Raw genomic sequence first — 25,699 nt, forward strand, 5'->3', positions numbered from 1 at the left:
GCTTGTCCTGTTCATGCCCGGGATACATACTGGCGGCATGAAGGAAAACCTCACCCAGGCTGGACCGTCGTCCCGGAGCGGACTCTATCCGCCAATAGAGCCGTTCCGCCAGCAGGTGATGGAAATGCCCGGCGGCCACCGCGTCTATGTGGAGCAGTGCGGCCGCCCCGACGGCGCGCCGGTGGTGGTCCTGCACGGCGGCCCCGGCGGCGGCTGCTCGCCCGGAATGCGGCGATTCTTCGACCCGAAACACTACCGCATCGTGCTCTTCGACCAGCGCGGCTGCGGTCGCTCGTCGCCGAATGCCTCGGTCGAGTCGAACACCACCTGGGATCTGGTGGCTGACATCGAGCGGATCCGCACCGAGCTCAAGATCGACCGCTGGGTGGTGTTCGGCGGCTCGTGGGGCGCCTGTCTCGCCCTCGTCTACGCCCAGACACACCCGGAGCGGGTCGAGTCGCTGGTGCTCCGCGGGGTCTTCACCATGACGCGGGCCGAACTCGACTGGTTCTATGCCGGAGGCGCTGGCGCGTTCTGGCCGGAGCAGTGGGCGGCTTTTTCCGGGATGGTGCCGCCGGATGAGCGGCACGACCTGATTGCGGCCTACCACAAGCGGCTCTTCGGAACCGATCGCAGGGAGCAGGACCGCTTCGCGCGCGCCTGGGCCGGATGGGAAAGCTCGCTTGCCGTGCTCGATCCGGGCGAACCGCGTGGCTATCCGTCGTCCTCCTACTCGCTTGCGTTCGCGCGGCTGGAGAATCACTATTTCACCCACGCCGGTTGGCTCGACGGTGACGGGCACATTCAGCGCAACATGCACCGAATCGCCCATATCCCGGGCCATATCGTGCAGGGGCGCTACGACATGATCTGCCCGCCGCATACCGCCAATGCGCTGCACCGGGCATGGCCTGCGTCAACCCTCTGCATGATCCCGACCGCGGGCCACGCGCTCTCGGAGCCCGGCATCAGCGCCGAGCTTGTCGCCGAGATGGACCGCCTGCGGCACCCCACGCCACGCGCCGCGAGCTGAAGCGCGCCTCCCGAAGGGCAAGCGTCGGCTGGCGCGCGGGTGAATGATTCGGGCGGGTCTTTTCGCGAGGCGAAGGCCGGCGTTCCCGCTCAGGTCTCGATCTGTGCCCGACCTTCGATCCGGGCCCGCTTGCGCTCGCGGACGACTCCCGCCTGTTCCTCGAGCAGGCCATTGATGACCGATGCGGTGGACAGCAGGAGCGGCAGGACCCGATTCTGGTACTCGGGCGTCAGCGTCGCGGCTTCGCCGATCAGGCTGATGCTCGCGTTGATGCCGAGTTCCTTGCTGTGGATCCCGGCTGCGATGCCTCTCAGGCCATCGTCGACGTCACCGTCCATCACCCCATAGCCCTGCCGGCGGATCTGCTCGAGCGAGCGCGCGAGGTCGGCACGGTGCTGATCGGTGGCGCCGACGTTGTCGAGGAGCTTGTTCAGCGCCCGCGCCGGCATCCGGGCAAGCACGGTCGTCGATGTCGCGCCCGAGAGCAGCGGCATCGGCCGTCCGTACTGGTAGCTCGTCACGAACTGCGCCTCGGGCGACTTGCACAGGGCGACACACATCACCTGATCGCCATAGAGCCGGCAGAGAAGCGCGTTGCAGGGCAACCGGACCTGTTCGACCAGCCCTTCGATCAGTGACACGCCCGCCCGCAGCAGCGGATCGGTGATGCGCACCCGCCGGGAGAAGTCGATGAAGATCGGCCCGAGGCGGTAGCGCGAATCGACGGTGCTTTCGAGAAAGCCCTCCGCGAGCAGTTCCCGAACGTGACGGTAGACCGAACTTGCCGGAGAGCCGGTGATCTCGGCCATCTCGGGGACAGTCAGTGACCGCTGCTCCTCATCGAAGAGGCGCAGGATCAGCGTGTATCTCTTTAGACCGCTCACAACGCCCTCTCGCTATCCGGCTCCGGGAATTAGCGAAATCCTGACGCTAGTCCAGCCTGACGCCTCCAATCTTCTCAGGGCACGCGCAAATTGTAACCCGGACGACCCAAAGCGAAACCTGCCGGAAGTCGGGCGGGAGGTCGAGTTCTTCTTATGTCTCGTCCTGCGCTCGTTGCACGACAAGAGCAGGCGTATTCCGACTAGTATCACATGTCGCACCGGCGATTGCGATCGACCCCGTGAGCTCACGCGAATCTGTCTGAGCGGGAGTCCCGCCCGGCGCGCCGTCGGTATCAGCAATACCATACACTTCGGGCGCCGTAACCGGGAAAGGATGGGCCGGCCGGACAGTTCGTCCGGCCGGACCGTGAGGTGTCAGAACCGCAGGGCCTTGGCCTGGCGGACCTGCGGCAGTTCGGCGATTTCGGCCAGCGCCTCGGCTCCGACGAAATCGTCGACCCCGAGGAGCGCAATCGCCTCGCCGCTCTTCTGGTCGCGGCCAAGCGCGAAAGTGGCGATGTTGATGTCGAGCGAGCCGAGCTTGGTGCCGAGCGCGCCGATGTAGCCCGGCGTATCGGTGTTCGTGGTGTAGATCATGAACTTCATCGGCTCGGCTTCGAGGTTGATCCCCTTGATCTGGATGAACCGCGGCTTGCCGTCCGAGTAGATCGTACCGGCGACGGAGCGTGTCATCTTCTCGGTGGTGACGATGAGCCGGACATAGGAACCGAAGGCGCCCTGAGCATCCTTGCGGGTCTCGGCGATCTTCACGCCGCGCTCCCGGGCGACGACCGGAGCGGAGACCATGTTGACGCCGCCCTCGCCGACCAGCGGCTTCAGGAGGCCGGCGGTCAGGGCGGCGGTCAGCGGCTTCAGGTTCAGCTGGCCGACCTCGCCGACGTACTCGATCTCGATGTCGGTGATCGGACTGTCGGTGACCTGGCCCGCGAAGCTGCCGAGCATCTCGGCGAGGTTGATCCACGGCTTGAGGATCGGCGCTTCCTCGGCGGTGACCGAGGGCGCGTTGATCGCGTTCGAGATCGCGCCCGCCATCAGGTAGTCCGACATCTGTTCAGCGACCTGCAGGGCAACGTTCTCCTGCGCCTCGTTCGTCGCCGCGCCGAGGTGCGGGGTGCAGACCACGTTGGGGCAGCCGAAGAGCACGTTCTCCTTCGCGGGCTCGACCGAGAAGACGTCGAAGGCGGCGCCCGCGAGATGACCGGACTTCAGCGCCTCGGCGACGGCGGCCTCGTCGGCGAGGCCGTCGCGGGCGCAGTTGATGAGCCGCGCGCCGCGCTTCATCATCGCCACGCGCTCGGCAGAGATGATGTTCGCGGTCTTTTCGGTCTTCGGCAGGTGCAGCGTCACGATGTCGGCGCGGCGGAGCAGGTCCTCCACATCGTCGATCCGCTCGACGCCGAGCGCCTGCGCACGGTCGTGGGACAGGAACGGATCGTAAGCGATCACCTTCATCCTGAGGCCGATGGCGCGGGACGCGACGACCGAGCCGATGTTGCCGCAACCAACGACGCCGAGGGTCTTGCCGGTGAGCTCGGTGCCCATGAACTTCGACTTCTCCCACTTCCCGGCCTGCGTCGAGGCATCGGCGGCGGGGATCTGGCGGGCGCAGGCGAACATCATCGCGATCGCGTGTTCGGCGGTGGTGATCGAGTTGCCGAAGGGCGTGTTCATCACCACGATGCCCTTGGCCGACGCGCTCGGCAGATCGACGTTGTCGACCCCGACGCCGGCGCGGCCGATGACGCGCAGGTTGCTGGTCTTGGAGAGGATTTCGGCAGTCAGCTTGGTCGCCGAGCGAATGGCGATGCCGTCATAGTTGTCGATGATCTCGGCGAGCTTCGCCGGATCCTTGCCGAGCTTCGGCTGAAAATCGACCTCGACGCCCCGATCCTTGAAGATCTGGACGGCGGCGGCTGAAAGCTCGTCGGAGATGAGAACCTTGGGCATGGATATGACTCCGGGATCGACGGGCACCATTGGCCCGTCGTTGAAGGGGGGAAATTCTTCGGAAGAGATCAGGCGCGGGCGGTCGCGAAGGCCCAGTCGAGCCAGGGCAGCAGCGCCTTGACGTCGGACGTGTCGACCGTGGTGCCGCACCAGATGCGCAGACCCGGAGGCGCGTCGCGGTAGCCGCCGATGTCGTAGGCCACGCCCTCGCCCTCGAGGAGCTTGGTCAGCGCCTTGACGAAATCGCGCTGCGCCGCCTCGTCGAGGCCGGCGATCGCCGGATCGACGATCGACAGGCACACGGAGGTGTTCGACCGGGCGGCCGGGGCGGCCACCAGGTTCTCGACCCAGGGCGTCGTATCCACCCACGCCTGCACCGCGGCGAAGTTCGCATCCGCCCGGGCGCGCGTCGCGTCGAGCCCGCCGATCGCTTCCATCCAGTCGAGCGCGTCGATGGCGTCCGCGACGCAGAGCATCGACGGCGTGTTGATGGTCTCGCCGGCGAAGATGCCCTCGATGAGCTTGCCGCCCTTGGTCAGCCGGAAGATCTTCGGCAGCGGGCGCGGCGGGGTGTAGGTTTCGAGCCGCTCGACCGCGCGGGGGCTGAGGATCAGGATGCCGTGCGCGCCCTCGCCGCCCATCGCCTTCTGCCAGGAGAAGGTGGTGACGTCGAGCTTGTCCCAGGGCAGGTCCTGCGCGAAGGCGGCCGAGGTCGCATCGCAGAGGGTGAGGCCGGTGCGGTCGTCGGCGATCCAGTCGCCGTTCGCCACGCGGGCGCCGCTGGTGGTGCCGTTCCAGGTGAAGCAGACGTCGGCGTCCTTGCGGGCCTGCGCCAGATCGGGAAGTTCGCCGTAGCCGGCGCTCACGATGCGGCAGTCATCGAGCTTCAGCTGCTTCGTCGCGTCAGTCGCCCAGCCCTGTCCGAAGCTCTCCCAGACCAGCATGTCGACCGGGCGCGCGCCCAGCATCGACCACATGGCCATCTCGAAGGCGCCGGTGTCGGAGGCCGGGACGATGCCGACGCGGTAGTCCGCGGGCACGCCGAGGACACGCGCGGTGCGCTCGATGGCGTCCTTCAGCTGCGCCTTCGGCTTCGCCGCGCGATGCGAGCGTCCGAGGAATGCGCGCGCGGCGACCGCTTCGGCGGTCCAGCCCGGGCGCTTGGCGCAGGGGCCCGAGGAGAACTCGGGACGTGCAGGCTTCAGGGATGGCTTCGGGGCCGCGAGAGTCGCGGTTTCGGGGGCATCGGTCATGAACCGGCTCCGTCGTCAGGGCGATGTTCCTGAGTGCGCCCCGCTCGCCCTTACCGGGGACACGCCCGCGGCCCGAATATGCGATTCCGCGGTCTCTGTGAAGAGGCTTGTTGCGTCCCGCCGGCGTCCGTCGATGCGACATTAGGCTCACATGTCGGCGGGGTATTCGAGCTGATCGGCCACGAACGCGGCCGTTTCCGGGCCGAGCCTCGCCGAAATAGCCGCGAGCGTCGCGTCCAGCAGGCGCAGCGGGGGCTCGTTGCCAGCGGCGGGCAGTGCCTCGCCCGACGCCTCCGCCACGTCGGGGTGCAGCCGCAGTCCGCCGCGTGTCGTGACGCGGCCCGGCGCGACTGTCACGACACGCGTCCGCCAGCTTCGCGACCATGCATCGGCGACGAGCGCCAGCGAGACCTCATCGACCCCATCGCTGACCGGCAGCACCAGCGTCTCGTGGCGCCAGACCGCGAAGCGATTCGCGAGGGCCGTGGTCGCGAAGGGGCGGCTGAGGGTGAAGGCCGCGCTCCCGTGCCGCGCGTCCCAGATGCTGACGCCGAGGCGCGCGGCGACCTCCGCAGCCTTCTCACGGCCGGCGATCGCCTCGACGAGCGTCAGCATCATCGGCGCAGACGCGGTGATCCCGGTCGTCGTCGCCACCCGGGCATCGACGACGAACCGGCGGTCCGGCACCCATGCCAGCGTCGGCTCGATCCGCTCCACCGCGCGGCGATAATACCAGTGGGTCGTGCCGCGTCCGCCTTCGAGCAATCCCGCGCTGGCGACAACCTTCGCACCGGCACAGACACCGACGATGAACGCCCCCTTCGCCGCCTGCGCGCGGATCCACGCGATCGCCGCCGGATCGTCGTCGCGTGACATGGCGGGCACCACGACGTAGTCGGCACCCGCCGGATGGGCCGTGTCGAACGCCGCCGTGGTCATGTCCGGCTCGACCGCCAGCGCGGGGTAGAGCCGGACCGGCCCCGGGCCAGTGGCGAGCGCCACCACGTTCGCCACGCCCGCCCGCTTCAGGATGCCGTAGGGCATCAGGTAGTCGGTGACCTCGGTCGCGTCGTTGATGCCGATGACGGCTATCATCGGCCGCTCGCGCTTCGGTCGCATCGCCGCGAGGGTCGCGCGCCGCTCCTCGTCGCTGATCGCCGCCGGCGCCGGATGCCCGATGCGCGGCGGCAGGCTGAGGAACCACCCTGCCCCGGCGACGGCGGCGAGTACGAGAAACACGGCAAGGCTGGCGACGGCGCGCATGATCGCCCCCGACGATTTGCCCGACTATGATACGCCGCTATCTTCCGGCAGGAATGACATAGAACCGGCGAAAGCTGCCAATGGCCTGCACTGTCGCGATCGTGCTGCACCCGGGCTTCCAGCTCCTCGACGCATCGGGGCCGATGGCGGTCTTCGAGATCGCGGGCCGCTTCGCCCCCGGGAGCTACGAGCTTGCCCTGCTCTGTCCTGCCTCGGGGCTGACCAACGGTCTGGTGGAAAGCTCGGGCGGCGCCCGGATGGCGGCAGAGCCGCTGGGCGCGGTGGTGCCGGATACCGTCATGGTCGCCGGGGGCGAGATCGTCCGGGCACCCGATGCCGTGCGAGAGATCGTCGCGTGGCTGCGCCGGACCCCCGCCCAGCGCGTGGCGAGCGTCTGCTCGGGCGCCTTCCTGCTCGCGGCTGCGGGACTCCTCGACGGGCGGCGGGCGACAACCCACTGGGACAGCACCGACCGCTTCGCCCGGGAGTATCCGACCGTCCGCGTCGAGCCGGATCGCATCTTCGTGCGCGACGGCTACGTCTGGACGTCGGCGGGCATCACCGCCGGCATCGACCTCGCGCTTGCGATGATCGAGGCCGACCTCGGGCCAGCGCTCGCCCGCTGCGTCGCCCGGCAGCTTGTCGTGCACCAGCGCCGGGCGGGCGGGCAGTCGCAGTTCTCGGCATTGCCCGACATTGGCGGCGCGAGCGGCCGATTCGCCGAGCTCGCCGACTGGATCCGCGACCACCTCGGCGAACGGCTGACAGTCGAGCGGCTGGCGGCGGAGGTGGCAATGAGCCCGCGCAACTTCGCCCGTGCCTTCGCCGCCGAGACCGGCACGACGCCGGCAAGGGCGATCGAGCGCCTGCGCATCGAGACCGCACGCGCCGCCGTGGAAGGGACGGCGCGCCCCTTCGGGAAGATCGCGACTGACCACGGCTTCAGCGATGCCGACCACATGCGCCGCGCCTTCCTGCGCGCGCTCGGACAGCCGCCGCAGGCACTCAGGCGAGCAGCGAAGGACTGAACGCCCGCCTTTCCGGCGGGCGTTGGTCTTGCGGGTGGCTCAGAGGTCCTCGCGCTCGTGGCGGGTGCCGGCGCCCGCGATCGACCAGCTTGTGCCGCGCGAGGTGGCGAGGAATGCGTCTGAGAAGCCGCTGGTGATTTCCGCCTGCGGGTGCGCGCGGAGCACGAACGCCCGCATCAGCGCCGTGTAGAGCACGAGGCCGAGTGGAAAGCCGATCAGGACGGCGTACTGCGGCTGCAACGCCGCGACACCACCGGCGACGAGCCATGCGCCGAGGCCGGCGACGTTGAAGCCGCCGGCGTAACGGAACTGGCCGTTGACGCGGTAGAGATCCGGCACGTTGAGGCGGCGGCGGCGGACCAGGTAGTAGTCCGCGACCATGATGCCGCCGATCGCCGAGAGGAACGCGCCGTAGTAGCCGAGGAAGGCGAACAGGTTGTCGAGGATCGCCCACGGGAAGCAGAGCGTCCCGACGACGCCGGCCAGCGCCACGCCGATCCGGTAATCGACGAGACGCGGCGCGGCGTTGACGAAGGTGAGCGCCGCCGGGATCAGGTTGGCCGAGTTGTTGGTGGACCACTGGGCGAGGACGACGAGGGCGAGGAGCGCGAGCAACGCGAGCCCGTGGGCGTCGGCCTGAATGACCTCGATCGGGTTCCAGTTGCCGGTGGCGATCCACGACACCGCGCCGATCCCGGCAATGACCGCCTGCGTCACCGGCAGCGCGATGAGTTGGCCCGCGAAGATCGTGCGGTTGCGGGTGACGAAGCTTCGGGCGCCGGGCGTCGTCTTCACGAAGCGGGTGAGGTTGGGGATGTCGATCGCCATGGTCGACCAGAAGCCGAGGTTGGCGACGAAGAGCACGAGCAGGCTCATCTCGCCCGTCGCCCGGAACGTCCAGATGTTGATGCCCTTCACCTCGGCGATGCCGTCGAGCGCGTAGTACATCCAGACCGAGATGGCGATGATCGCCGGAGCGGCGAGGGCGGCGAGCTTTTCCACCGCCTTGATGCCGGCGGCGGTGTTGATGATCTGCACCGCGGCGAAGAGCACGTACCAGATCACCCAGTTGTCGATGCCGAGGAAGTAGGAGCCGATGCCGTTCAGGGCGATGGCGCCGAGATAGGTCTGGATCCCGAACCACATGGCCGCGACGAGACCGCGCGACAACGACGGCAGGTGCGTGCCGTGGATGCCGAAGGGCGCCCGGAGGTAGACCGCGAACGGCAGGCCGTGCTCGGTGCCGATGTCGGCGGTGAGCAGCATGAAGACGCCGAGCGCGAGGTTGGCGAGAAAGATCGTGAGGATGATGTCCGTGAGGGCAATGCCGCCCCCTGCGCCGGTGGCGCCGAGCGAGTAGGTGGCGATGATGACGGCGATGCCGACCCAGATCCAGGCGTAGCCCCAGGCGCCGATCGGGCGCTGGTCGAGGCTGGTCGGCAGGATCGACTCCTCGATCAGGGGATTGCGGTCGGGCGCGAGGGAGCCCTCGGAGGTGACGGTCATGGGCTGGTCCTTCTGGCCGCAGCAACCGGCCGGCTGCGGACCGCAGCCAGGACGGAGGCGGAAAACGGGGTTACGTCATGAAGAAAAGGGCCGCCGGCGGAACCGGCGGCCTCGGGCCTCATCCACCCATGCGGGTGCGGAGCGCTTCGGTGGCGGGAATGTCCACCGTCTCCGCGTCGAGATCGACGACGACCCCGTAGGCGGCGCGGGCGTGTTCGACGGTGCAGAAGCCGTCGAGCACGTCCTCCAGCACCTTGCGGGCCGGGCGCTTCAACGGCGAGCCGTAGCCGCCGCCGTTCGGGCTGTAGTACGCCATCACGTCGTTCGCCTCGACCGCGAGCCCGGAGAACTTCGAGGGCATCTCGCGCGCCTCGTCGGGACGGGCGGCATTGTAGATCAGGCACTTGCCGACCGTGCCATCCTGACCGCCGAAAGCACCCCACGGCGCGTCGGTGTGGCGCTCGGACTCGTGGGTGATGAAGGCCGACGTCAGCACCCGCTGCGACTTCACCACGCCGATTCCGCCGCGGAACTCGCCCGCGCCGGGCGGCACGTCGTCGCGCAGTTCGTAACGATCGCAGATCATCGGGATGTGCATCGCGAGATCTTCGAGCGGGTTGTTCCGGGTGTTGGCCATCAGGTTGTCGATGGAGTCCGGCCCGTCGGAGCGCGGCCGGCCGCCGTAGGCGCCTTCGTTCACCTCGAGAAACACCCAGTAGTCACCCGACGGACGCACACCCGAATAGGCCGCAAACGAGATCGAGGCGGAGGAGCCGGCGATCACCTGCTCGGGCATGACCGGCGCGAGCGCGCGCAGGATGAGGTCGATCATCCGGTTGCACTGGGTAAAGCGCGCTTCCGCCGAGGCGGGAGCCCTCGGGTTGAAGATCGAGCCGAGCGGTGCCGTCACCTTCACCGGCCGGAACGAGCCCTCGTTCGAGGGTGCCCGGACGTCGGACGTCGCGGCATCCAGCAGGAGCTTGCGGAAGGCGCAGTAGGCCGCGACCTTGGTGGAGCCCTCGAAGGGCACGTTGTAGGCGGTGGGCGTCTGGTCGGCGGAGCCGGTCAGGTCCACCTCGACGCCATCGCCCTCGACGCGGACCGTGACCTTCACCTTCAGGCGCTGGTCGCGATTGCGGCCGTCATCGTCGAGCCAGCCCTCAGCCACATATTCGCCATCGGGGATGTCGCCGATCCGCTGCCGCATCAGGCGCTCGGAGTAGTCCATGAGCTGCCCGGCGGCGCCGAAGACCTTGTCCTCGCCGTACTTCTCGATGAGCTCCACGAACCGCTTCGCCCCGAGCCGCGCCGAGGCGACCTGTGCCTCTATGTCGGCGACGAGTTGTTGCGCGGCGCGGGAGTTCCGCCGGATGAAGTTCCACATCGCCCGGTTCGGCTCGCCCTTGCGGTAGAGCTTGGTGCCGGCGAAGAGCATCCCCTCGGCGAAGACATCCGGCACGTCGATGATGAGGCCGGGCGTCGCCGCGCCGATGTCCACGTGGTGGGCGGTGTTCGCCGCGAAGCCGACGAGCCGCCCCTTCACGAACACCGGCGCGACGATCGCGAGATCGGGCGTGTGGCTCGACCCGAAGTAGGGGTGGTTGTGGACGACGACGTCGCCCTCGTACCACTCGCCATCCTCGAGCGTCTCGGCGATGCCGCGCAGGTAGCCCGGGATCGAGCCGATGTGCATCGGCGTCGATTCCGACTCGCAGAGCGTGTTGAAATCGGTGTCGAAGAGCCCGGCGCCGAGGTCCTGGCTCTCGCGGATGATCGACGAGAAGGACATGCGGTAGAGCACGTGGCCCATCTCTTCGGCGATGGTCTCGAAGGCGCCGCGGATCACCTGGAGGGTGATCGGGTCGACTTTCATGCGGGACTTGCTCTGAACGGGCTTGCTCATGGTCATCTGGTTCATCGTCTCAACCTCCTCAGGCGATGCCCAGCGGGCGGATGCGGATGTTGCCATGCGCGAGAACCTCGGCGCCGTAGCCGGGGGGGACGAGCGTGTTCGAGTCGTGCTGCACAAGGATCGCCGGCCCCTCGATGCGGTCGCCCGCGAAGAGCTTGCGGCGGTCATAGCGCGGCGTCTCCAGCGTGCGGCCGTCATCGAAGGTGGTCGGGCGCACCAGCATCAGCGCCCGGTCGGTGCTGCTGCCGTCGGTGGCGGCAATCTCCGGGATGGCAATGCGCGCGACCGATGCCGAACCGATGGCGCGGAGGGTGATGAGCTCGACCTCCTGCTCGGGATAGGCGTAGCCGTAGTCGAGTTCGTGCTGGGCGTGGAAGCTCTCGGCCACCAGACCCTTGTTCTCCGCCGTGACCGCGCCCTCGGGCATCGCCGCACGCAGCTCGAAGCCCTGACCGCGATAGCGGCATTCGGCGACGATCTCGATGCGCTGCTCGGCCTCGGCGATGCCGTCGGCGTCGAGTTCGGCTTTCGCACGCTCGCGCAGCAGCGCGCAGGCCGCGTTGATCCGGCCAAGCTCCGCCTCTCCCGACGCGCCGATCTCGACAATGACCGCCTCGGTGTGCTCGTAGCGCAGATCGGTCTTCAGCAGGCCGACAGCGGCGGTGATGCCCGGCGCGACGGGAATGATCACGTCCTTCGCCGAGACCGCCTCGGCCAACGCCACGCCATGGAGCGGCCCGGCACCGCCAAAGGGCATGATCGAGAAGTCGCGCGGGTCGAGGCCGCGGGCGACCGAGTTCGACCGGATGGCCAGCGCCATGTTGTTGTTGATCACCCGGATGATCCCGAGTGCGGCGTCAATCGTCGAGACGCCGAGGGACTTTGCCACCGTCTCGACGGCCTTGCGGGCAAGGTCGGCGTCGAGCGCGAGGTCGCCGCCCAGCGCCATGTCCGGGTCGAGGCGGCCGAGGACGACCTGCGCGTCGGTCACGGTCGGCTCCACGCCGCCCCGGCCGTAGCAGGCAGGCCCGGGCTCGGACCCGGCCGAGCGCGGACCGACGTTGAAGCCGCCCGCCTCGTCCACATAGGCGACCGAGCCGCCGCCCGCGCCGATCGTCACGAGGTCGATCATCGGCGTCAGGACCGGGTGCCCGCCCACGTAGGTGTCGCGCGGGTTCATGATCTTCACGGTGCCGTCCGGGATCGTCGAGATGTCGGCGGACGTGCCGCCGATGTCCACGGTGATGACGTTCGCGACGCCGGTCATCTCGCCTTCCGACGCGCCCCCGATGACACCACCGGCCGGGCCGGACATCAGGATGCGGATCGGCCGTCTGGCGCAGGCGTCGACCGTCGAGACACCACCGTTCGACTGCATGATGCGAAGCTTCGAGGTGACACCGGCATTGCGCAGGCGCGATTCGAGATCGTTGAGATAGAACGCGGTCTTCGGCCCGACGTAGCAGTTCATCGCCGCGGTCGAGAAACGCTCGTACTCGCGCATCACGTTCGCGACTTCCGAGGACAGCGTCACGTAGGCGTCCGGCATCTCCTCCAGCACGATCTCCCTGGCGCGGCGCTCGTGGGCGTCGTTGAGGAAGGCGAACATGAAGCCGATCACCACCGAGTCGATTCCGCGCCGCCGAAACGTCGCGCAGGCCGCGCGCACTGCGTCTTCGTCGAGCGGCACGGCGATATCGCCGGTCGGCGGCGTGATACGCTCACTGATGGCGATGCGGTTTCGCCGCTTGACGAGCGGGTGGCTCTGCCACGGCACCTCGAAGTGGAGCGAGAAGTTGAAGGGCCGCTTGTGGCGCCCGATGTGCAGGATGTCGCGGAAGCCCTCCGTCGTCAGCATCCCGCATTCCGAGCCGTTGTTCTCGATGGTGATGTTGGTCGCGGTGGTGGTGCCGTGGACGATGGTCTCCACGTCCGAGGCCTCGATCCCGGCCTTGGCGCAGAGCGCCATCACCCCTTCCACGACGCCGATCGACTGGTTGCGCAGCGTTGTCGGAACCTTGTGGTAAAAGACGCCCTTGCCGCATTCGAGCACCAGGTCAGTGTTCGTGCCGCCGACGTCCACGCCAATCCTTGCCATGGCGGTGTCTCCCTAGATTGTTATCGATTTGAATGGGTCAGGCCCGAACAGGTCGGGCCCGACTTGCTCAGGCCGGACTTGCTCAGGCCCGACTTGCTCAGGCCCGACTTGCTCACGCGCGCGCCGCCTGCGGGTTCGGGGCAGGCCGGCGTCCCTCCGGGGTGCCCACATCAGCCGCCTTGAACGGCCGCCCTGCAGTCTCCGGAGTGAGCAGCGCCACCACGAAGGCGATCCCGGCCACGATCGTGATGTAGAGCGCCGGTGCCAGCCGGTTGTCGGTCGCGGCGATCAGCCAGGTGGCGACGAAGGGCGCGGTGCCGCCGAAGATCGCATAGGCGACGTTGTAGGTGACCGCCGACGCCGTGTAGCGCACCTTGGTCGGGAAGACCTCGCAGAGCAGCACCGCCGTCACCACGTTGGCCGTCACCGCGCCGAGGGCGAGCATGATCTGCGCCGAGAGCGCCGAGGCGAGCGTGCCGGTCGAGGCGACGAGATAGGCGGGCACCGCGAGGCAGCCGAGCAGGAGCGCCGAGGCGATCATCGTCGGCCGCCGCCCGATCCGGTCGCAAAGCCGGCCGAGGAACGGGGCCATGCCCGCGGCGATCGTCAGCGCCAGCACGTTCGACATCAGCACATGGGCCGGAGCCATGCCGACGACCGTGCGCAGGAAGGTCGTCATGTAGGTGGAGAAGATGTAGAAGCTGAGCGCCGTCAGGCTGATGTAGGCGCCGAGCCGCAGCATCGGGATCCACTGCACGCGGAGCGTCTCGCCAAGCGGGGCATGGGCGGGCGCCGGGCCGTCGAGCACCGCCTGGAAGAGCGGGCTCTCGTCGAGCCGGCTGCGGATGTAGAGCGCGACGAGGCCGAGGGGTGCGGCGAGCAGGAAGGGCACGCGCCAGCCCCAGGTGTTCATCGCCTCAGCCGAGAGGCCGACTGTCAGCACCCAGGAGATGAGCGCAGCCAACGCGAAGGACGCGAAGGTCGCCGCCGGCATCCAGCTCGAATGCCGCGACCGCTGGTCGCTCGGGGCATGCTCGATGACGTAGGTGACGGCGCCGGCGTATTCGCCCCCCGCCGAGAAGCCCTGCACGCAGCGGGCGACGGTGAGCAGGATCGGCGCCCAGATGCCGATCGTGCGGTAGTCCGGCAGGAGCCCGATGGCCGCGGTGGCGATCGACATGAGCAGCACGGTCAGCGCCAGCACCTTCTTGCGGCCGAGCCGGTCGCCCATCATGCCGAAATAGGCGCCACCGACCGGGCGGAGCGCAAAGGCGACGGCAAAGATGGCGAAGGTCTGGAGAAGACCCGCCACGCGGTTGCCCTCGGGAAAGAACGTGATCGCGATGATCGGCGCCATGAAGCCGTAGATCGCGAAGTCGAACCACTCGATCACCGTTCCCGCGACCGCGGCCGTGGTGACCTTGCGGAGCGTGGCGGGATCGGCCTGCGGAGTTGTCTGCTGTGACATCGGGGCATTCCTTCGTCGGTGCCCCGCGCCACGATGACGGGGACGCTTCGAGGAAGGCGGAGCGGCATATCGCCGCTCCGCGCTGAAATCGGAAGGCCTTACTCGGCCGCGAGCTTCTCCGAGCCGACGTTTTCGAGGTAGGCGACGCACTCGTCCACCGTGTGGACGTCGCCGAACTTCGCGTCGATGTCGAAGAGGTTCCACGCCACGGCGCCGGGCACGCGGTCACCGATGCACTCCTTGACCGCGATGGTGCGGAAGCCGTCGGCGATGCCGTCGCAGATCGTCTGGCGCACACAGGCACAGGCGGTCACGCCGGTGACGAGGATGGTGTCGACGCCGTTCGCCCGCAGGATGCCCGCAAGCTCGGTGCCGTGGAACGACGAGGCGCGCTTCTTCAGCAGGGTGTACTCACCCTCGACCGGCGCGATGCGGCTGTCGATCGCCCAGAGATCCTTGTTGGCGAGATCGACGACGTCCACCGGGATCTTGTTGTGCCACAGGCCCATGTCGGTGAAGGGCGCGTTGCGGTCGGTGATCTCGTAGGCGGTGGTGACATGGATCACCGGGTGGCCGTTGGCGCGGCACGCGGCCAGGAGGCGCTGCATCCCGGGGATGATCTCGTTGTCCATCTTCTCCTGGTCGCAGGTGAAGGGATTGCCCGGACGGGTCCAGGCGTTGGCCAGATCGACGCTGACGAGCGCCGGGCGCTTGCCGAAGCCGACACGGCGCTGGAAGCCGCGTTCCTGGTAGAGCTTGCTCGCCTGAGCGAAAGCCTCGTTGAGCATGCGATCGAGTTCTTTGGCGTCCACGTCGGACATGAGCGTCTCCCCTGCCGAACCGCGTAAGCGTCGGCACTACAAGAAGTTTCATCGTGTCGGGGTTTTGTGCGGCCTCAGCGCCGCCCGTTTCCCGAGACCAAATCTGCGCTCGTCGCCGCCGAAGAGGAATTGCCGACTCGGCATCTATTATTGCATGTGATGCATCAGTCGAACGGAGACCCCCGATGGAGATACCGGCCGGCCTCGATCTCGTTTATTCGTTCCTCGTCGTCGCGGACGAGCTGAACTTCCGCCGCAGCGCGGAGCGGCTGCACGTCGATCAGTCGGCCCTTTCCCGCCGCATCCAGAAGCTTGAACAGACACTGGGTTTCCGGCTTCTGGAGCGCACCACGCGCGAGGTGAGCCTCACCGCCGCCGGCCGCCGCTTCTACAAGGACAACCTCGCGCTGCTGAACGGCTACGCCGATTCGATCTCAGCCGCCCGGGGAATCGCCGAGGGACACACCGGCACCGTCCGCGTCGGCTACATGGCTTTCGCGGCAACCGAACTCGTGCCGCGCACGGTGGCGCGATTCGGCAAGCTGCACCCCCATGTGGACGTGAAGCTCCGCTACATCCGCACCCAGGGGCAGAAGCTCGCGCTTGCCAATGACGAGATCGACATCGGCTACATGATCGGGCCGTTCGTGCATTCGGAGTACAACGCCGTCCGCCTCGCCAGCGACCCGCTCTATCTCGTCGGCCCGCTCAACCACCCGCTCCTGCGCCTGCCGAGCGTGCGCCCCTCCGACCTGGCCGACGCCGACATGATTCTCGGCGACATGGAAGAGTGGGGCGAATACCGCTGGCGACTCTCGGAGCTCTTCAACGGCGTCGGTGTCGCGTTGCGGGTCCGGCTCGAGGCGTCGAACACCCTCGCCCTCATCGGCCTCGTGGCCGCCGGCCTCGGCGTGACGATCTACCCCGAGAACCTCCTCGCCTTCCTCGGCCGCAACGTCGAGGCCCGCCCGATCCAGCACTCGGACTTCAGGATCGAGACCGTCCTCGTCTGGAAACGCACCAACCGCTCCGGCCCGACGCAACGCTTCGTCGAGGTCGCGACAAGGCTCCCGGCGCCACTCTGAGGACGCGCTCGGTGAAGAGCTTCAGCGGAAAGCGGCGCGATAGTTCGCCGCCGTCAGATTGAGATGATCACCGAGGGGCGGCGCGATCAGAAATGCCTTCGGCTCGCGGGCGAAATCGTACAGGCGAAAGATCCGGAACTCGGCGGGCCGCTCTTCCGAGAACGCTTTCTCGTTGCTGGAGACGTAGAACGGCGTCTTGTCGGGTCCGGCCGTCGTCTTTACCTCCAGGAATCGCGTTTCTCCGCTGCCGGCGAACGACAGGATATCGTACCCTGCACCGTCGCCCTCCTCCTCAGCGACCCACCGGACCTTTCGGGCCAGATCATCGCGCCCTGCCGCGCGAAGGCGTGCGCGCTCCGACCGCAGAACGCGCTCCTCCCCGCTCTTGCCGAGCGCGCGATTTTTCGCGTCACGCGCGGCGGGGTCGAATTTCCTGACGAGCCGCTCCAGATCCCGGGTCATCTCCGGCGTCGTCCGGACAGTACGCAGCGGGGCCGGCCCAATGAACAACGCGGCATCCTCAGAAAGGCCCTGCGCGGGCTTCGTCGGCGCGATGGGAACCGTCCGAGCATCCAGATAGCGCTCAACGCCGTCGACAAGCGCGTTCTGATAGTTCGGCATCGGCATGTAGCCTCGGATCCATGGCTCTCCCAGTTCGCGCAAGACGGCGCTGATGTTCTCGTGCTTGAACTCGATGGCCCCCCGCCGACGACCCGTCAGCCGTTGCAGTTCTGCGTTCCGGTGTGCCTTGACGTAGCGCTCGCCTCGCAACTCCATGGCGAGCATGGCGAAGTAGTCAGCAACGATCAGGTCGATCTCCTGCTCGCTCCAGTCCTGACCAGCGCGCCCTTCGGACACCCGGCTACCTCCCAGTCCCCGGTTCCCGATTAGAGCATTACGAGTATCTGTCGGGAGAAACGGGTTCAAGAGGCCGCTCTCGCGGCCCCGTGCGGTTCACAGGCAGTGTGGGAAGCAGCCTCGTCAGAAGTCGAGGTTCGCCACGCTGAGGGCGTTGGTCTGGATGAACTCGCGGCGGGGCTCGACCTCGTCGCCCATGAGCTTGGTGAAGACGTCGTCGGCGTCCGCCAGATCCTCGACGCGCACCTGCAGCAGCGTGCGCGCCTCCGGGTCGAGGGTCGTTTCCCAAAGCTGTTCGGGGTTCATCTCGCCGAGACCCTTGTAGCGTTGCAGCGACAGGCCCTTCTCACCCTCGCGCGTCACCGCGTCGAGAAGCTCGGTCGGCCCGAAGATCGCCTGCTCGCGGTCCTTTCGGACCAGCGCCGCCGGAGCGCCGTAGATCTCCTGCAGGCCCGCCGTCATCGCGCCGAGCCGGCGCGCCTCGCCCGAGCGCAGGGCGAAGCCGTCGAGCAGGCGCACCTCATCGACGCCGCGCAGGGTCCGCCAGAGCCGGAGACCTGCGTCCTGCGTCGGCCGCCCCTGCCAGCCGCGTTCGTATTCGAGGGCGATCAGGTCGAGCCGGGCCGCCACCGCGTCCGCGACACCCTGCGGGTCATTGTCGATGGCGCCGGGCAGGAGCGCACCGGCGATCGTCGCCTGCTCCAGCACCGCGCGCGGATACTGCAACGGGAAGGCGTTCAGCGTCGCGCGCACCGTGCGCGCCTCCTCGACCACCCGCGCGAGATCGGCGCCCGCCACCACCGCGCCCGAGCCGAGCCGGAGCACCGCGCCGTCGAGCCCGGCGTCGATCAGATAGGCATCGAGCGACGCCTGATCCTTCAGGTAGACCTCCGAGCGCCCGCGAGCCACCTTGTAGAGCGGCGGCTGGGCGATATAGAGATGCCCCGCCTCGATCAGCGTCGGCATCTGCCGAAAGAAGAACGTGAGCAAGAGCGTGCGGATGTGCGCGCCATCGACGTCCGCGTCCGTCATGATGACGATCTTGTGGTACCGCAGCTTCGAGAGATCGAATTCATCCCGCCCGATTCCGGTGCCGAGGGCGGTGATCAGCGTGCCGATCGCCTCCGACGACAGCATCCGGTCGAAGCGCGCACGCTCGATGTTGAGGATCTTGCCCCGGAGCGGCAGCACCGCCTGGTTCTGACGGCTGCGCCCCTGCTTCGCCGAGCCACCGGCCGAGTCACCCTCGACGATGAAGAGCTCCGCCTTGGAGGCGTCCTTCTCCTGACAGTCAGCGAGCTTGCCCGGCAGGTTCGCCACGTCCATCGCCGTCTTGCGGCGCGTCAGCTCGCGCGCCTTGCGCGCCGCCTCGCGGGCAAGGGCCGCCTCGACGATCTTGCCGACAACGATGCGCGCGTCGGCGGGGTTCTCCTCGAACCACTCGGCGAGCTTCTCGTTGACGAGGCTCTCGACCGCGGTCCGCACCTCGGACGAGACGAGCTTGTCCTTGGTCTGACTCGAGAATTTCGGGTCCGGCACCTTCACCGACAGCACGCACGTCAGCCCCTCTCGGGCATCGTCCCCCGAGAGCTGCACCTTTTCCTTCTTCGCGAGGCCACTCTCGCCGGCATAGGCGTTGATCGTCCGGGTCAGCGCGCCGCGAAAGCCCGCCAGATGCGTGCCGCCGTCGCGCTGCGGGATGTTGTTGGTGAAGGGCAGCACCGTCTCGTGGTAGCTGTCGTTCCACCAGAGCGCGACCTCGACGCCGATGCCGGCCGTCTCGCCCGTGATGAAGATCGGCTCCTTGATCAGCGGGGTCTTCGAGCGGTCGAGATACTTCACGAACTCCCGGACGCCACCGTCGTAGCAGAGTTCGACCTGCTCGATCTCCGCGTGGCGCCGGTCGGTCAGCGAGATCTTCACGCCGGAGTTCAGGAAAGCAAGCTCCCGGAGCCGGTGCTCCAGAGTCTTGAAGCTGTACTCGACATTGGAGAATGTCTGAGTCGAGGCGAGGAAGCGCACCATCGTGCCGCGCTTGTCGCTCTCGCTCACCCGGTGCAGGCTGATCACCGTCTCGCCGCGCTCGAAGCGGGCGACGTGCTCCCAGCCCTCGCGCCAGATGGTGAGCTCCAGCCAGTCGGAGAGCGCATTCACCACCGAGACGCCGACGCCGTGCAGGCCGCCGGAGACCTTGTAGCTGTTCTGGTCGAATTTGCCGCCGGCGTGGAGCTGGGTCATGATGACCTCGGCGGCACTCACGCCTTCGCCCTCGTGGATGCCGACCGGGATGCCGCGGCCATTGTCGCTGACGCTGACCGAGCCGTCGGCGTGCAGTGTCACCGAGACCTCGCTCGCCCAGCCGCCCAGCGCCTCGTCGATGCCGTTGTCGACGACCTCGTAGACCATGTGGTGCAGGCCCGAGCCGTCGTCGGTGTCACCGATGTACATCCCCGGCCGCTTGCGAACCGCTTCCAGTCCCTTGAGAACCTTGATGGAATCGGCGCCATACTCGTCGGACACGCGGAGGGGTTCTGACATACGAGAGAAGTCCTTGGCAGTGGTGCCGCACCTTACCGGGCGGTGCCAGTGATGTCACGCATCGGGAAAGCACGGGCGTACGGGCGAATAGTCGCTGCCGCCAAGACGTTATATAGGCGCTCGCGGCCGCCGGGGCAATCTTCGGACGGACGGGTCTCCGCCGACACCCCATCGCCCGCTTGCGCCCCGCCCCACGCGCCCATCGGCCGGAGAAAGACGAGCGCGCGCGAGTCCCGGCGCGACAAGCGAACGCACGGCGTTCGCCGCGCCGACGGCGGGGAGCGCGGGACGCGCGGAGGCCGTCAGGGGTCGAGATTTCCGCCGAAGCGCGCCAATCCAGACGTGCGCGCCCCTGGCGGGCGCTCGCCCGCCCCCGGGAGGGGCGTGCGCGGCTGGATTTGTCACCCGCCAAATCCAGCAGGCGTCACCGTCCCCGCCAACACCCCGGCCGCCGGTTGCCCGCCACCGGCAGCAACCCATCCCGGCGCGACAGGGGCAGTCGCGGACGGATCTAATCCCTGCCAAATCCGTCTCTCGCCACCCTCTGAACCTACCTCTCCGGGAGTGACCAGAAAACAAACTCAGGATAATCTGCGCTCTCCGGCGGTACGGTCGCGATAAGGAGATGAATGGATCATGTCCATGACGTACTATATATTCGAGTGCACGGCATGCCATATGACGGAATATTCATATAAATCTTGGGGATATTTCGAGTATCGAATTCCAGAAGATCTTAGTTCTCCTGTTGACAGGAGTATGGGGGTATGTCGGGACTGTCGCACTGTAGTACCGCTCGAGCGCCTGCCATCCCTGGACGACGTCCTACGGAGAAAGGTCAGTGCAGAGGAAGCCTTGAAGAGACTGTCACCGCATCGATTCTCCCCACGTCGGTGGATCAAGCTCAGCCAATCCGATCAAAAAATGCGCGACTATCTCGTCCAGGACCTGAAGAAAATAAGCGTCATTGAAAAGATCTCCATGAATGGCAGGCTACCAGTCTGCCTGATGTGCGGATCTTATGATGCATATTATCTCAATATACCATCATCATGCGACAGAACTCGATCTGATGCCTGGCATACAAACGGCATTCACCCGGGATGCGGTGGCCGCATTGCTGCAAGAGGTTCAGGGGGAATGCGGATCAGATTGGCCCATCGCGTCATCCGAACTTACGATGAGGAAGGGCAGTTCCTCGCGGCAGAACCGATATCGATATAGCGCCCCTCAGCCCACCGCAATCGCCACACCCACCAGCATCAGCGCCGCGCCTGCTGCCATGTGGGTGCGCCGCATCGCCACCGGATCGGCGAGCCAGCGGCGGGCGCGGGCGAAGAGGGCCGCCCAGGCGAGGTTGCAGAGGAACGGGATCGCGGCCGAGACGGCGCAGATCAGCGCCATGTCGAGCGGCGTCAGTGTGCGGAAGTCGAAGAAACCAGGCAGGATGCCGAGGTAGAAGAGGATCGCCTTCGGGTTGCCGGCGATGACCGAGAGGCCGGCGAGGAAGCCTGTGAGCGGGCGCTCGCGCGCCGGGGCGCCTGCGGTCGCGCGGAGGGCGGCGGCCGGGGCCTTTTGGACCATCCTGATGCCCATCCAGATCAGGATCGCCGCGCCGAAAAGCCGGAGCGCCGTCAGGAACCCGGCCCAGACGGTTGCGAGCATGCCGAGACCCAGCATGGCGAGAAGCGGCCAGGCCACGTCGCCGATCGCGACCCCGGCGGCGAGGGGAACCGCGGCGGCAACGCCACCCGTTGCGGCGCGGGCAATCAGCGCCGCGACGACCGGCCCCGGAGTCGCGGCGAGCACCGCGAGCGCCGCGGCGTAGCTGCCGAGCTGGCTGAGGGCGATCGTCATGGGGCGTCAGGCGTCGGGCAGGGTCAGCGTGCCGTCCGGTCCGAGTGGCCAGAACGGGTTCATCGCCAGCTCCCAGACGTGGCCGTCGGGATCGGCGAAGTAGCCGGAATAGCCGCCCCAGAACACCTTCTCCGGCCGCTTCAGCGCGCTCGCCCCGGCATCGAGCGCCAGCGCGAAGGCCGCGTCCACCTCGGCCTCGGTGGCGAAGTTGCGCGCAAGCGTCACCGCGCCCCGCCCGAGACTGCCGCGCGGCGCCTTCATGTCGTCGGCGAGATCGTCGACGCCGAAGAGCGCCAGCACCTGACCGGCGAGCTGGATGAAGACGACGCCTTCCTGAGCGGTGTGCGGCTCCCAGCCGAGGGCGGCGTAGAACGCGCGCGACCGGGCGAGGTCGGAGACGCCGAGGGTGACGAGGCTGATCGATTTCGGAAACATGGCGCGCCTCCCGAGGGGTTGCCGCACCCTAGCCCGGCAACCTCATGCGCGATAGGTTCTGCGTGCGGCCGGCCCCGAAGCTCTGCGGATCATCGCGCGCCACAAGCCGCCCCGCTTGCGGCGCGAAACCGCCTCGACTACGAGAAGGGCGCATTCTCCCCAGTCAAGGATCAGTGACGATGACCGAACCGCTCCGCATCGGGCTTGCCGGCCTCGGCACCGTCGGCACCGGCGTCGTCAGGATGCTCCAGACGCACCCCGATCTGCTCGCCGCGCGCGCTGGCCGCCCGATCGAGATCACCGCCGTCTCCGCCCGGTCCCGCCGGCGTGACCGCGGCATCGACCTCTCCGCCTATGCCTGGGAAGATGATCCCGTGGCACTGGCGAAACGCGACGACGTCGATCTCGTGGTCGAGGTGATGGGCGGCGAGAACGGCCCGGCCCGCGCCACGGCGCTCGCGGCACTCGAGGGCGGCAAGCACTTCGTCACCGCCAACAAGGCGATGATGGCGCGCCACGGCACGTCTCTGGCCGCCGTGGCCGAGGCGAAGGGCGTGGCGCTGCGCTTCGAGGCGGCGGTGGCCGGCGGCATCCCTGTCGTCAAGGCGCTGACCGAGGGGCTGGCGGGCAACGCCATCGGTCGGGTGATGGGCGTGCTGAACGGCACCTGCAACTATATCCTCACCCGGATGCAGGCCGAGGATGCGCCCTACGAGCAGGTCCTCGAAGCGGCGCAACGCCTCGGCTATGCCGAGGCCGACCCGAGCTTTGACGTGGGCGGCATCGACGCGGCGCAAAAGCTCGCGCTCCTCGCGACGATCGCCTTCGGTGCGCCGGTCGATCTCGAGTCGATGATCGTCGAGGGGATCGAGCGGGTGAGCCTCGCCGACATCGAGCACGCGGCCGAACTCGGCTACCGCATCAAGCTGCTCGGGGTGGCGCAGGTGACCGGCGAGGCGCTCGAGGCGCGGATGCAGCCCTGCCTCGTCCCGGCCGGCTCGCCGATCGGCCAGCTCGAGGGCGTGACGAACATGGTGGTGATCGAGGGCGACTTCGTCGGCCGGATCGTCCTCTCCGGCCCCGGCGCCGGCGAGGGGCCGACCGCTTCGGCGATCGTCGGCGACATCGTCGACATCGCCCGCGGGCTGATCATCCCGCCGTTCGGCCGCCCTTCCGCCAGCCTCATTCCCGCTGCCCGGCCCGGAGTCGGCGCTCAGGCGTCCTACTACCTGCGCTTCCTGCTGGCCGACGCGCCGGGGGTTCTCGCCAAGGTCGCGACCGCGCTCGGCGAGGCGGACATCTCGATCAACCGGATGCGTCAGGTCGAGCACGATGGACCGGAGGCACCGGTGCTGATCGTGACGCACCGCACCGAGCGTGCCCGGCTGGACGCCGCGCTGGCGACGATCGCCGGGCTCGACGTCTGCCGTGAGGCGCCGGTGGCGATCCGCATCGAGGAACTCTGAGGGTGGATACGGTGATCCGGCCGGGGGCGCTTGCCGACATGGGCGCGATCGGCTCGATCTACCGCCGCCACGTGCTCGAAGGTCTCGCGACGTTCGAGGAAGTGCCGCCCGACGTCGACGAGATGGCGCGGCGCTTCACCAATGTCACCGGCCGCGGCCTGCCGTGGCTCGTCGCCGAGGCGGACGGTCAAATCGTCGGTTACGCCTACGCCGGACCGTTCCGCGACCGCTCGGCCTATCGGTTTACGGTGGAGGACTCGATCTATCTCGACGCGGCGGCGCAGGGTCAGGGGCTCGGAACCCGCATGCTGGAACAGCTCATCGCCCGGTCCGAGGCGGCGGGCGCGCGGCAGATGCTCGCGGTGATCGGCGACAGCGCCAACGCCGGCTCGATCGGCGTTCACCGGCGCTGCGGCTTCGAACACGTCGGCATCTTCCGCGACGTCGGACTGAAGTTCGGTCGCTGGGTGGACACGGTGATGATGCAGCGCCCGCTCGGCGAAGGCGGCCGGACGCTCCCGTGATCTCGGACTCTGATCTCGGGCCCCTGATCTCGGGCGCCTGATCTCGGGCCACTGATCTCGGCGGCGACCAACCCCCTCCCTTGCCCGAGGGCGCCCGCTTCGCCTAAAACGCAGGCGAAAAGAGTACCAGGAGAGGCCCGAATGTCCGACGATCCCATCTTCGCCGACCGTATGTTGTCCCTCGGGCTCGCCCGGGTCTCCGAGGCAGCGGCCATTGCCGCGGCAAAGCTGGTGGGCCAGGGCAACGAGAAGGCGGCCGATCAGGCGGCGGTCGACGCCATGCGGACGCAGCTCAACCTCCTCGACATCAAGGGCGTCGTCGTGATCGGCGAGGGCGAGCGTGATGAGGCGCCGATGCTCTACATCGGCGAGGAAGTCGGCACCGGCAACGGCCCGGGCGTCGACATCGCCCTCGACCCGCTGGAGGGCACCACGCTCTGCGCCAAGGACATGCCGAACTCGCTCGCGGTGATCGCCATGGGGCCGCGCGGCTCGATGCTGCACGCGCCGGACGTCTACATGGACAAGCTCGCCATCGGACCGGGCTACGCCAAGGACGTGGTGAGCCTCGACATGTCGCCGACCGAGCGGATCAAGGCGCTGGCCAAGGCCAAGGGGACCGACGCCTCGGGCATCATGCTCTGCGTCCTGGAGCGGCCGCGCCACGAGGCGATGATCGAGGAGATCCGCTCGACCGGCGCGCGCATCCGCCTCATCACCGACGGTGACGTGGCTGGCGTGATCCACTGCGCCGAAGCCGCGAAGACCGGCATCGACATGTACATGGGCTCGGGCGGCGCCCCGGAAGGCGTGCTCGCCGCGGCCGCGCTGAAGTGCATGGGCGGACAGATGTGGGGCCGGCTGCTGTTCCGCAACGAAGACGAGAAGAAGCGGGCACGCAGTGCCGGCATCGAGAACCTCGACCGCATCTACTCGCGTGACGAGATGGTGACCGAGGACGTGATCTTCGCCGCCACGGGCGTCACCGACGGCTCGATCGTCTCGGGCGCGCGGCGTGACGGCGAGTGGCTGGAAACCGAGACGATTCTCATGCGCTCGAAGACCGGCTCGCTGCGCCGCCTGCTCTATCGCCAGCGGAACCACTGAAGCGATGGCCGCGCCGGACCCGGGGGAGCCGGATCGCGGACGAAAGGTCTCGATCGGATTCATGGCGCTCTGGCTGATCGTCTGGTGCGCCGCGATCTTCATCGCGATCTGGGCGTTCGGCGGGGCCGCGTGGTCCGGCGACATCGGCGCGGCGATCTTTCTCGTGATCTGGGTGATCGGCGCTTGCTTCGGCCTGGCGAGCGGCATCCGCCGGCTCGTCGGCCTCTCCATGGGCGAGCCGGTCACGAAGCGGCGACTGCGGCCGAACGACTGGAACGACGGAATGCACTTGCCGGAGCGTGAAAACCGGCAGGAACCGGACCGCGGGGGCGATGGCAGGTGATGGATGGTGGGTGATGACGGACTCGAACCGCCGACATCCTCGGTGTAAACGAGGCGCTCTACCAACTGAGCTAATCACCCATCTGAGCGCGGCTGATACCCCGGCGGGTGACTGGGAAGCAAGAGCGCCCTTCGGGGCTAGAGGTGTCGGTCGTCGTGCCGGCTTTCGGCACGCTGCTGGAGGTAGAGAGCGCAAAGCACGATGATCGAAATTGTTCCGACGATCAGCATCTGTATCTCCGCAACCAATGTG

General features: G+C 67.9%; 20 protein-coding genes and 1 tRNA gene. 7 read left to right on the top strand and 14 right to left on the bottom strand.

The window, feature by feature from the left end; translation table 11 throughout:
• The first annotated feature begins 37 nt into the window (after positions 1-37).
• Positions 38-1,033 carry a prolyl aminopeptidase gene (pip, locus tag HNP73_RS19780; protein WP_184154198.1) on the top strand — a complete coding sequence of 332 codons (996 nt, stop codon included), beginning with the start codon at positions 38-40 and terminating at the stop codon, positions 1,031-1,033.
• 89 nt (positions 1,034-1,122) lie between these two features.
• Here pip and HNP73_RS19785 read toward each other — a convergent pair whose 3' ends face one another.
• The 4 genes from HNP73_RS19785 to HNP73_RS19800 form a co-directional block, all read right to left on the bottom strand.
• Complete coding sequence (locus HNP73_RS19785; protein WP_184154201.1) at positions 1,123-1,917, bottom strand: IclR family transcriptional regulator domain-containing protein; 795 nt, start codon at positions 1,915-1,917, stop codon at positions 1,123-1,125.
• Between the two features lie 375 nt (positions 1,918-2,292).
• A complete protein-coding gene (gene serA / locus HNP73_RS19790; protein WP_221288896.1) occupies positions 2,293-3,885 on the bottom strand; it encodes a phosphoglycerate dehydrogenase in 1,593 nt (530 codons plus the stop codon).
• 68 nt (positions 3,886-3,953) lie between these two features.
• Positions 3,954-5,138, bottom strand: coding sequence for a phosphoserine transaminase (locus HNP73_RS19795; protein WP_184154207.1), 1,185 nt, complete (start codon positions 5,136-5,138; stop codon positions 3,954-3,956).
• Positions 5,139-5,285: 147 nt separating this feature from the next.
• Positions 5,286-6,401, bottom strand: a complete 1,116-nt coding sequence (locus tag HNP73_RS19800; protein WP_184154210.1) for a DJ-1/PfpI family protein — start codon at positions 6,399-6,401, stop codon at positions 5,286-5,288.
• Positions 6,402-6,481: 80 nt separating this feature from the next.
• On the opposite strand from HNP73_RS19800, the gene HNP73_RS19805 reads away from it, so the two are divergent.
• Complete coding sequence (locus HNP73_RS19805) at positions 6,482-7,429, top strand: GlxA family transcriptional regulator (RefSeq protein WP_184154213.1); 948 nt, start codon at positions 6,482-6,484, stop codon at positions 7,427-7,429.
• A gap of 39 nt (positions 7,430-7,468) precedes the next feature.
• Here the strand turns inward: HNP73_RS19805 and HNP73_RS19810 are convergent, their stop codons facing one another.
• From HNP73_RS19810 to HNP73_RS19830, 5 genes are all read right to left on the bottom strand, one after another.
• The gene (locus tag HNP73_RS19810) at positions 7,469-8,935 is read right to left on the bottom strand and encodes an NCS1 family transporter (protein WP_184154216.1); all 1,467 of its coding nucleotides are present in this window, start codon (positions 8,933-8,935) and stop codon (positions 7,469-7,471) included.
• 118 nt (positions 8,936-9,053) lie between these two features.
• A complete protein-coding gene (locus HNP73_RS19815) occupies positions 9,054-10,853 on the bottom strand; it encodes a hydantoinase B/oxoprolinase family protein (protein ID WP_184154219.1) in 1,800 nt (599 codons plus the stop codon).
• A 13-nt stretch (positions 10,854-10,866) separates the two neighbouring features.
• Positions 10,867-12,945: a hydantoinase/oxoprolinase family protein gene (locus tag HNP73_RS19820; RefSeq protein ID WP_184154222.1), complete on the bottom strand. Its 2,079-nt coding sequence runs from the start codon at positions 12,943-12,945 to the stop codon at positions 10,867-10,869.
• A gap of 112 nt (positions 12,946-13,057) precedes the next feature.
• Positions 13,058-14,413, bottom strand: coding sequence for an MFS transporter (locus HNP73_RS19825; protein ID WP_184154225.1), 1,356 nt, complete (start codon positions 14,411-14,413; stop codon positions 13,058-13,060).
• A 98-nt stretch (positions 14,414-14,511) separates the two neighbouring features.
• Complete coding sequence (locus HNP73_RS19830) at positions 14,512-15,234, bottom strand: isochorismatase family protein (protein ID WP_184154228.1); 723 nt, start codon at positions 15,232-15,234, stop codon at positions 14,512-14,514.
• Between the two features lie 185 nt (positions 15,235-15,419).
• Here HNP73_RS19830 and HNP73_RS19835 point away from each other — a divergent pair, with 185 nt between their 5' ends.
• Entirely contained in the window at positions 15,420-16,319 is a 900-nt protein-coding gene (locus HNP73_RS19835) for a LysR family transcriptional regulator (protein WP_184154231.1), read from the top strand.
• A 21-nt stretch (positions 16,320-16,340) separates the two neighbouring features.
• On the opposite strand, the gene HNP73_RS19840 is transcribed toward HNP73_RS19835, so the two are convergent.
• The 4 genes from HNP73_RS19840 to HNP73_RS19855 all read right to left on the bottom strand — a co-directional run bounded on the left by HNP73_RS19840 (position 16,341) and on the right by HNP73_RS19855 (position 22,007).
• Positions 16,341-17,177 (bottom strand): protein NO VEIN domain-containing protein, encoded by an 837-nt coding sequence (locus HNP73_RS19840; protein WP_425486650.1) that lies wholly within the window; start codon positions 17,175-17,177, stop codon positions 16,341-16,343.
• Positions 17,178-17,300: 123 nt separating this feature from the next.
• Positions 17,301-19,715 carry a DNA topoisomerase (ATP-hydrolyzing) subunit B gene (gene gyrB, locus HNP73_RS19845; protein ID WP_184154234.1) on the bottom strand — a complete coding sequence of 805 codons (2,415 nt, stop codon included), beginning with the start codon at positions 19,713-19,715 and terminating at the stop codon, positions 17,301-17,303.
• 1,230 nt (positions 19,716-20,945) lie between these two features.
• Entirely contained in the window at positions 20,946-21,572 is a 627-nt protein-coding gene (locus HNP73_RS19850; protein WP_184154237.1) for a LysE family translocator, read from the bottom strand.
• 6 nt (positions 21,573-21,578) lie between these two features.
• A complete protein-coding gene (locus tag HNP73_RS19855; RefSeq protein ID WP_184154240.1) occupies positions 21,579-22,007 on the bottom strand; it encodes a VOC family protein in 429 nt (142 codons plus the stop codon).
• Positions 22,008-22,186: 179 nt separating this feature from the next.
• Here HNP73_RS19855 and HNP73_RS19860 point away from each other — a divergent pair, with 179 nt between their 5' ends.
• The 4 genes from HNP73_RS19860 to HNP73_RS19875 all read left to right on the top strand — a co-directional run bounded on the left by HNP73_RS19860 (position 22,187) and on the right by HNP73_RS19875 (position 25,447).
• Positions 22,187-23,473, top strand: coding sequence for a homoserine dehydrogenase (locus HNP73_RS19860; protein ID WP_184154243.1), 1,287 nt, complete (start codon positions 22,187-22,189; stop codon positions 23,471-23,473).
• A 2-nt stretch (positions 23,474-23,475) separates the two neighbouring features.
• Positions 23,476-23,997 carry a GNAT family N-acetyltransferase gene (locus HNP73_RS19865; RefSeq protein ID WP_343063376.1) on the top strand — a complete coding sequence of 174 codons (522 nt, stop codon included), beginning with the start codon at positions 23,476-23,478 and terminating at the stop codon, positions 23,995-23,997.
• A 141-nt stretch (positions 23,998-24,138) separates the two neighbouring features.
• Entirely contained in the window at positions 24,139-25,104 is a 966-nt protein-coding gene (gene glpX, locus HNP73_RS19870) for a class II fructose-bisphosphatase (protein WP_184154246.1), read from the top strand.
• Positions 25,105-25,108: 4 nt separating this feature from the next.
• On the top strand, positions 25,109-25,447 hold the full coding sequence (locus HNP73_RS19875; protein ID WP_184154249.1) for a hypothetical protein: 339 nt from the start codon (positions 25,109-25,111) through the stop codon (positions 25,445-25,447).
• 4 nt (positions 25,448-25,451) lie between these two features.
• Here HNP73_RS19875 and HNP73_RS19880 read toward each other — a convergent pair.
• Positions 25,452-25,527 (bottom strand) — tRNA-Val (locus HNP73_RS19880).
• Between the last annotated feature and the right edge of the window lie 172 nt (positions 25,528-25,699).

The sequence above is a fragment of the Amaricoccus macauensis genome, assembly GCF_014201905.1.
GTDB lineage: Bacteria > Pseudomonadota > Alphaproteobacteria > Rhodobacterales > Rhodobacteraceae > Amaricoccus > Amaricoccus macauensis.

What these genes read in the sequence shown, in the direction of transcription:
- pip (WP_184154198.1), top strand. Translation starts at nt 38, where the DNA reads ATGAAGGAAAACCTCACCCAGGCTGGACCGTCGTCCCGGAGCGGACTC.
- serA (WP_221288896.1), bottom strand. Translation starts at nt 3,885, where the DNA reads ATGCCCAAGGTTCTCATCTCCGACGAGCTTTCAGCCGCCGCCGTCCAG.
- HNP73_RS19795 (WP_184154207.1), bottom strand. Translation starts at nt 5,138, where the DNA reads ATGACCGATGCCCCCGAAACCGCGACTCTCGCGGCCCCGAAGCCATCC.
- HNP73_RS19800 (WP_184154210.1), bottom strand. Translation starts at nt 6,401, where the DNA reads ATGCGCGCCGTCGCCAGCCTTGCCGTGTTTCTCGTACTCGCCGCCGTC.
- HNP73_RS19805 (WP_184154213.1), top strand. Translation starts at nt 6,482, where the DNA reads ATGGCCTGCACTGTCGCGATCGTGCTGCACCCGGGCTTCCAGCTCCTC.
- HNP73_RS19810 (WP_184154216.1), bottom strand. Translation starts at nt 8,935, where the DNA reads ATGACCGTCACCTCCGAGGGCTCCCTCGCGCCCGACCGCAATCCCCTG.
- HNP73_RS19815 (WP_184154219.1), bottom strand. Translation starts at nt 10,853, where the DNA reads ATGAACCAGATGACCATGAGCAAGCCCGTTCAGAGCAAGTCCCGCATG.
- HNP73_RS19820 (WP_184154222.1), bottom strand. Translation starts at nt 12,945, where the DNA reads ATGGCAAGGATTGGCGTGGACGTCGGCGGCACGAACACTGACCTGGTG.
- HNP73_RS19825 (WP_184154225.1), bottom strand. Translation starts at nt 14,413, where the DNA reads ATGTCACAGCAGACAACTCCGCAGGCCGATCCCGCCACGCTCCGCAAG.
- HNP73_RS19830 (WP_184154228.1), bottom strand. Translation starts at nt 15,234, where the DNA reads ATGTCCGACGTGGACGCCAAAGAACTCGATCGCATGCTCAACGAGGCT.
- HNP73_RS19835 (WP_184154231.1), top strand. Translation starts at nt 15,420, where the DNA reads ATGGAGATACCGGCCGGCCTCGATCTCGTTTATTCGTTCCTCGTCGTC.
- gyrB (WP_184154234.1), bottom strand. Translation starts at nt 19,715, where the DNA reads ATGTCAGAACCCCTCCGCGTGTCCGACGAGTATGGCGCCGATTCCATC.
- HNP73_RS19850 (WP_184154237.1), bottom strand. Translation starts at nt 21,572, where the DNA reads ATGACGATCGCCCTCAGCCAGCTCGGCAGCTACGCCGCGGCGCTCGCG.
- HNP73_RS19855 (WP_184154240.1), bottom strand. Translation starts at nt 22,007, where the DNA reads ATGTTTCCGAAATCGATCAGCCTCGTCACCCTCGGCGTCTCCGACCTC.
- HNP73_RS19860 (WP_184154243.1), top strand. Translation starts at nt 22,187, where the DNA reads ATGACCGAACCGCTCCGCATCGGGCTTGCCGGCCTCGGCACCGTCGGC.
- glpX (WP_184154246.1), top strand. Translation starts at nt 24,139, where the DNA reads ATGTCCGACGATCCCATCTTCGCCGACCGTATGTTGTCCCTCGGGCTC.
- HNP73_RS19875 (WP_184154249.1), top strand. Translation starts at nt 25,109, where the DNA reads ATGGCCGCGCCGGACCCGGGGGAGCCGGATCGCGGACGAAAGGTCTCG.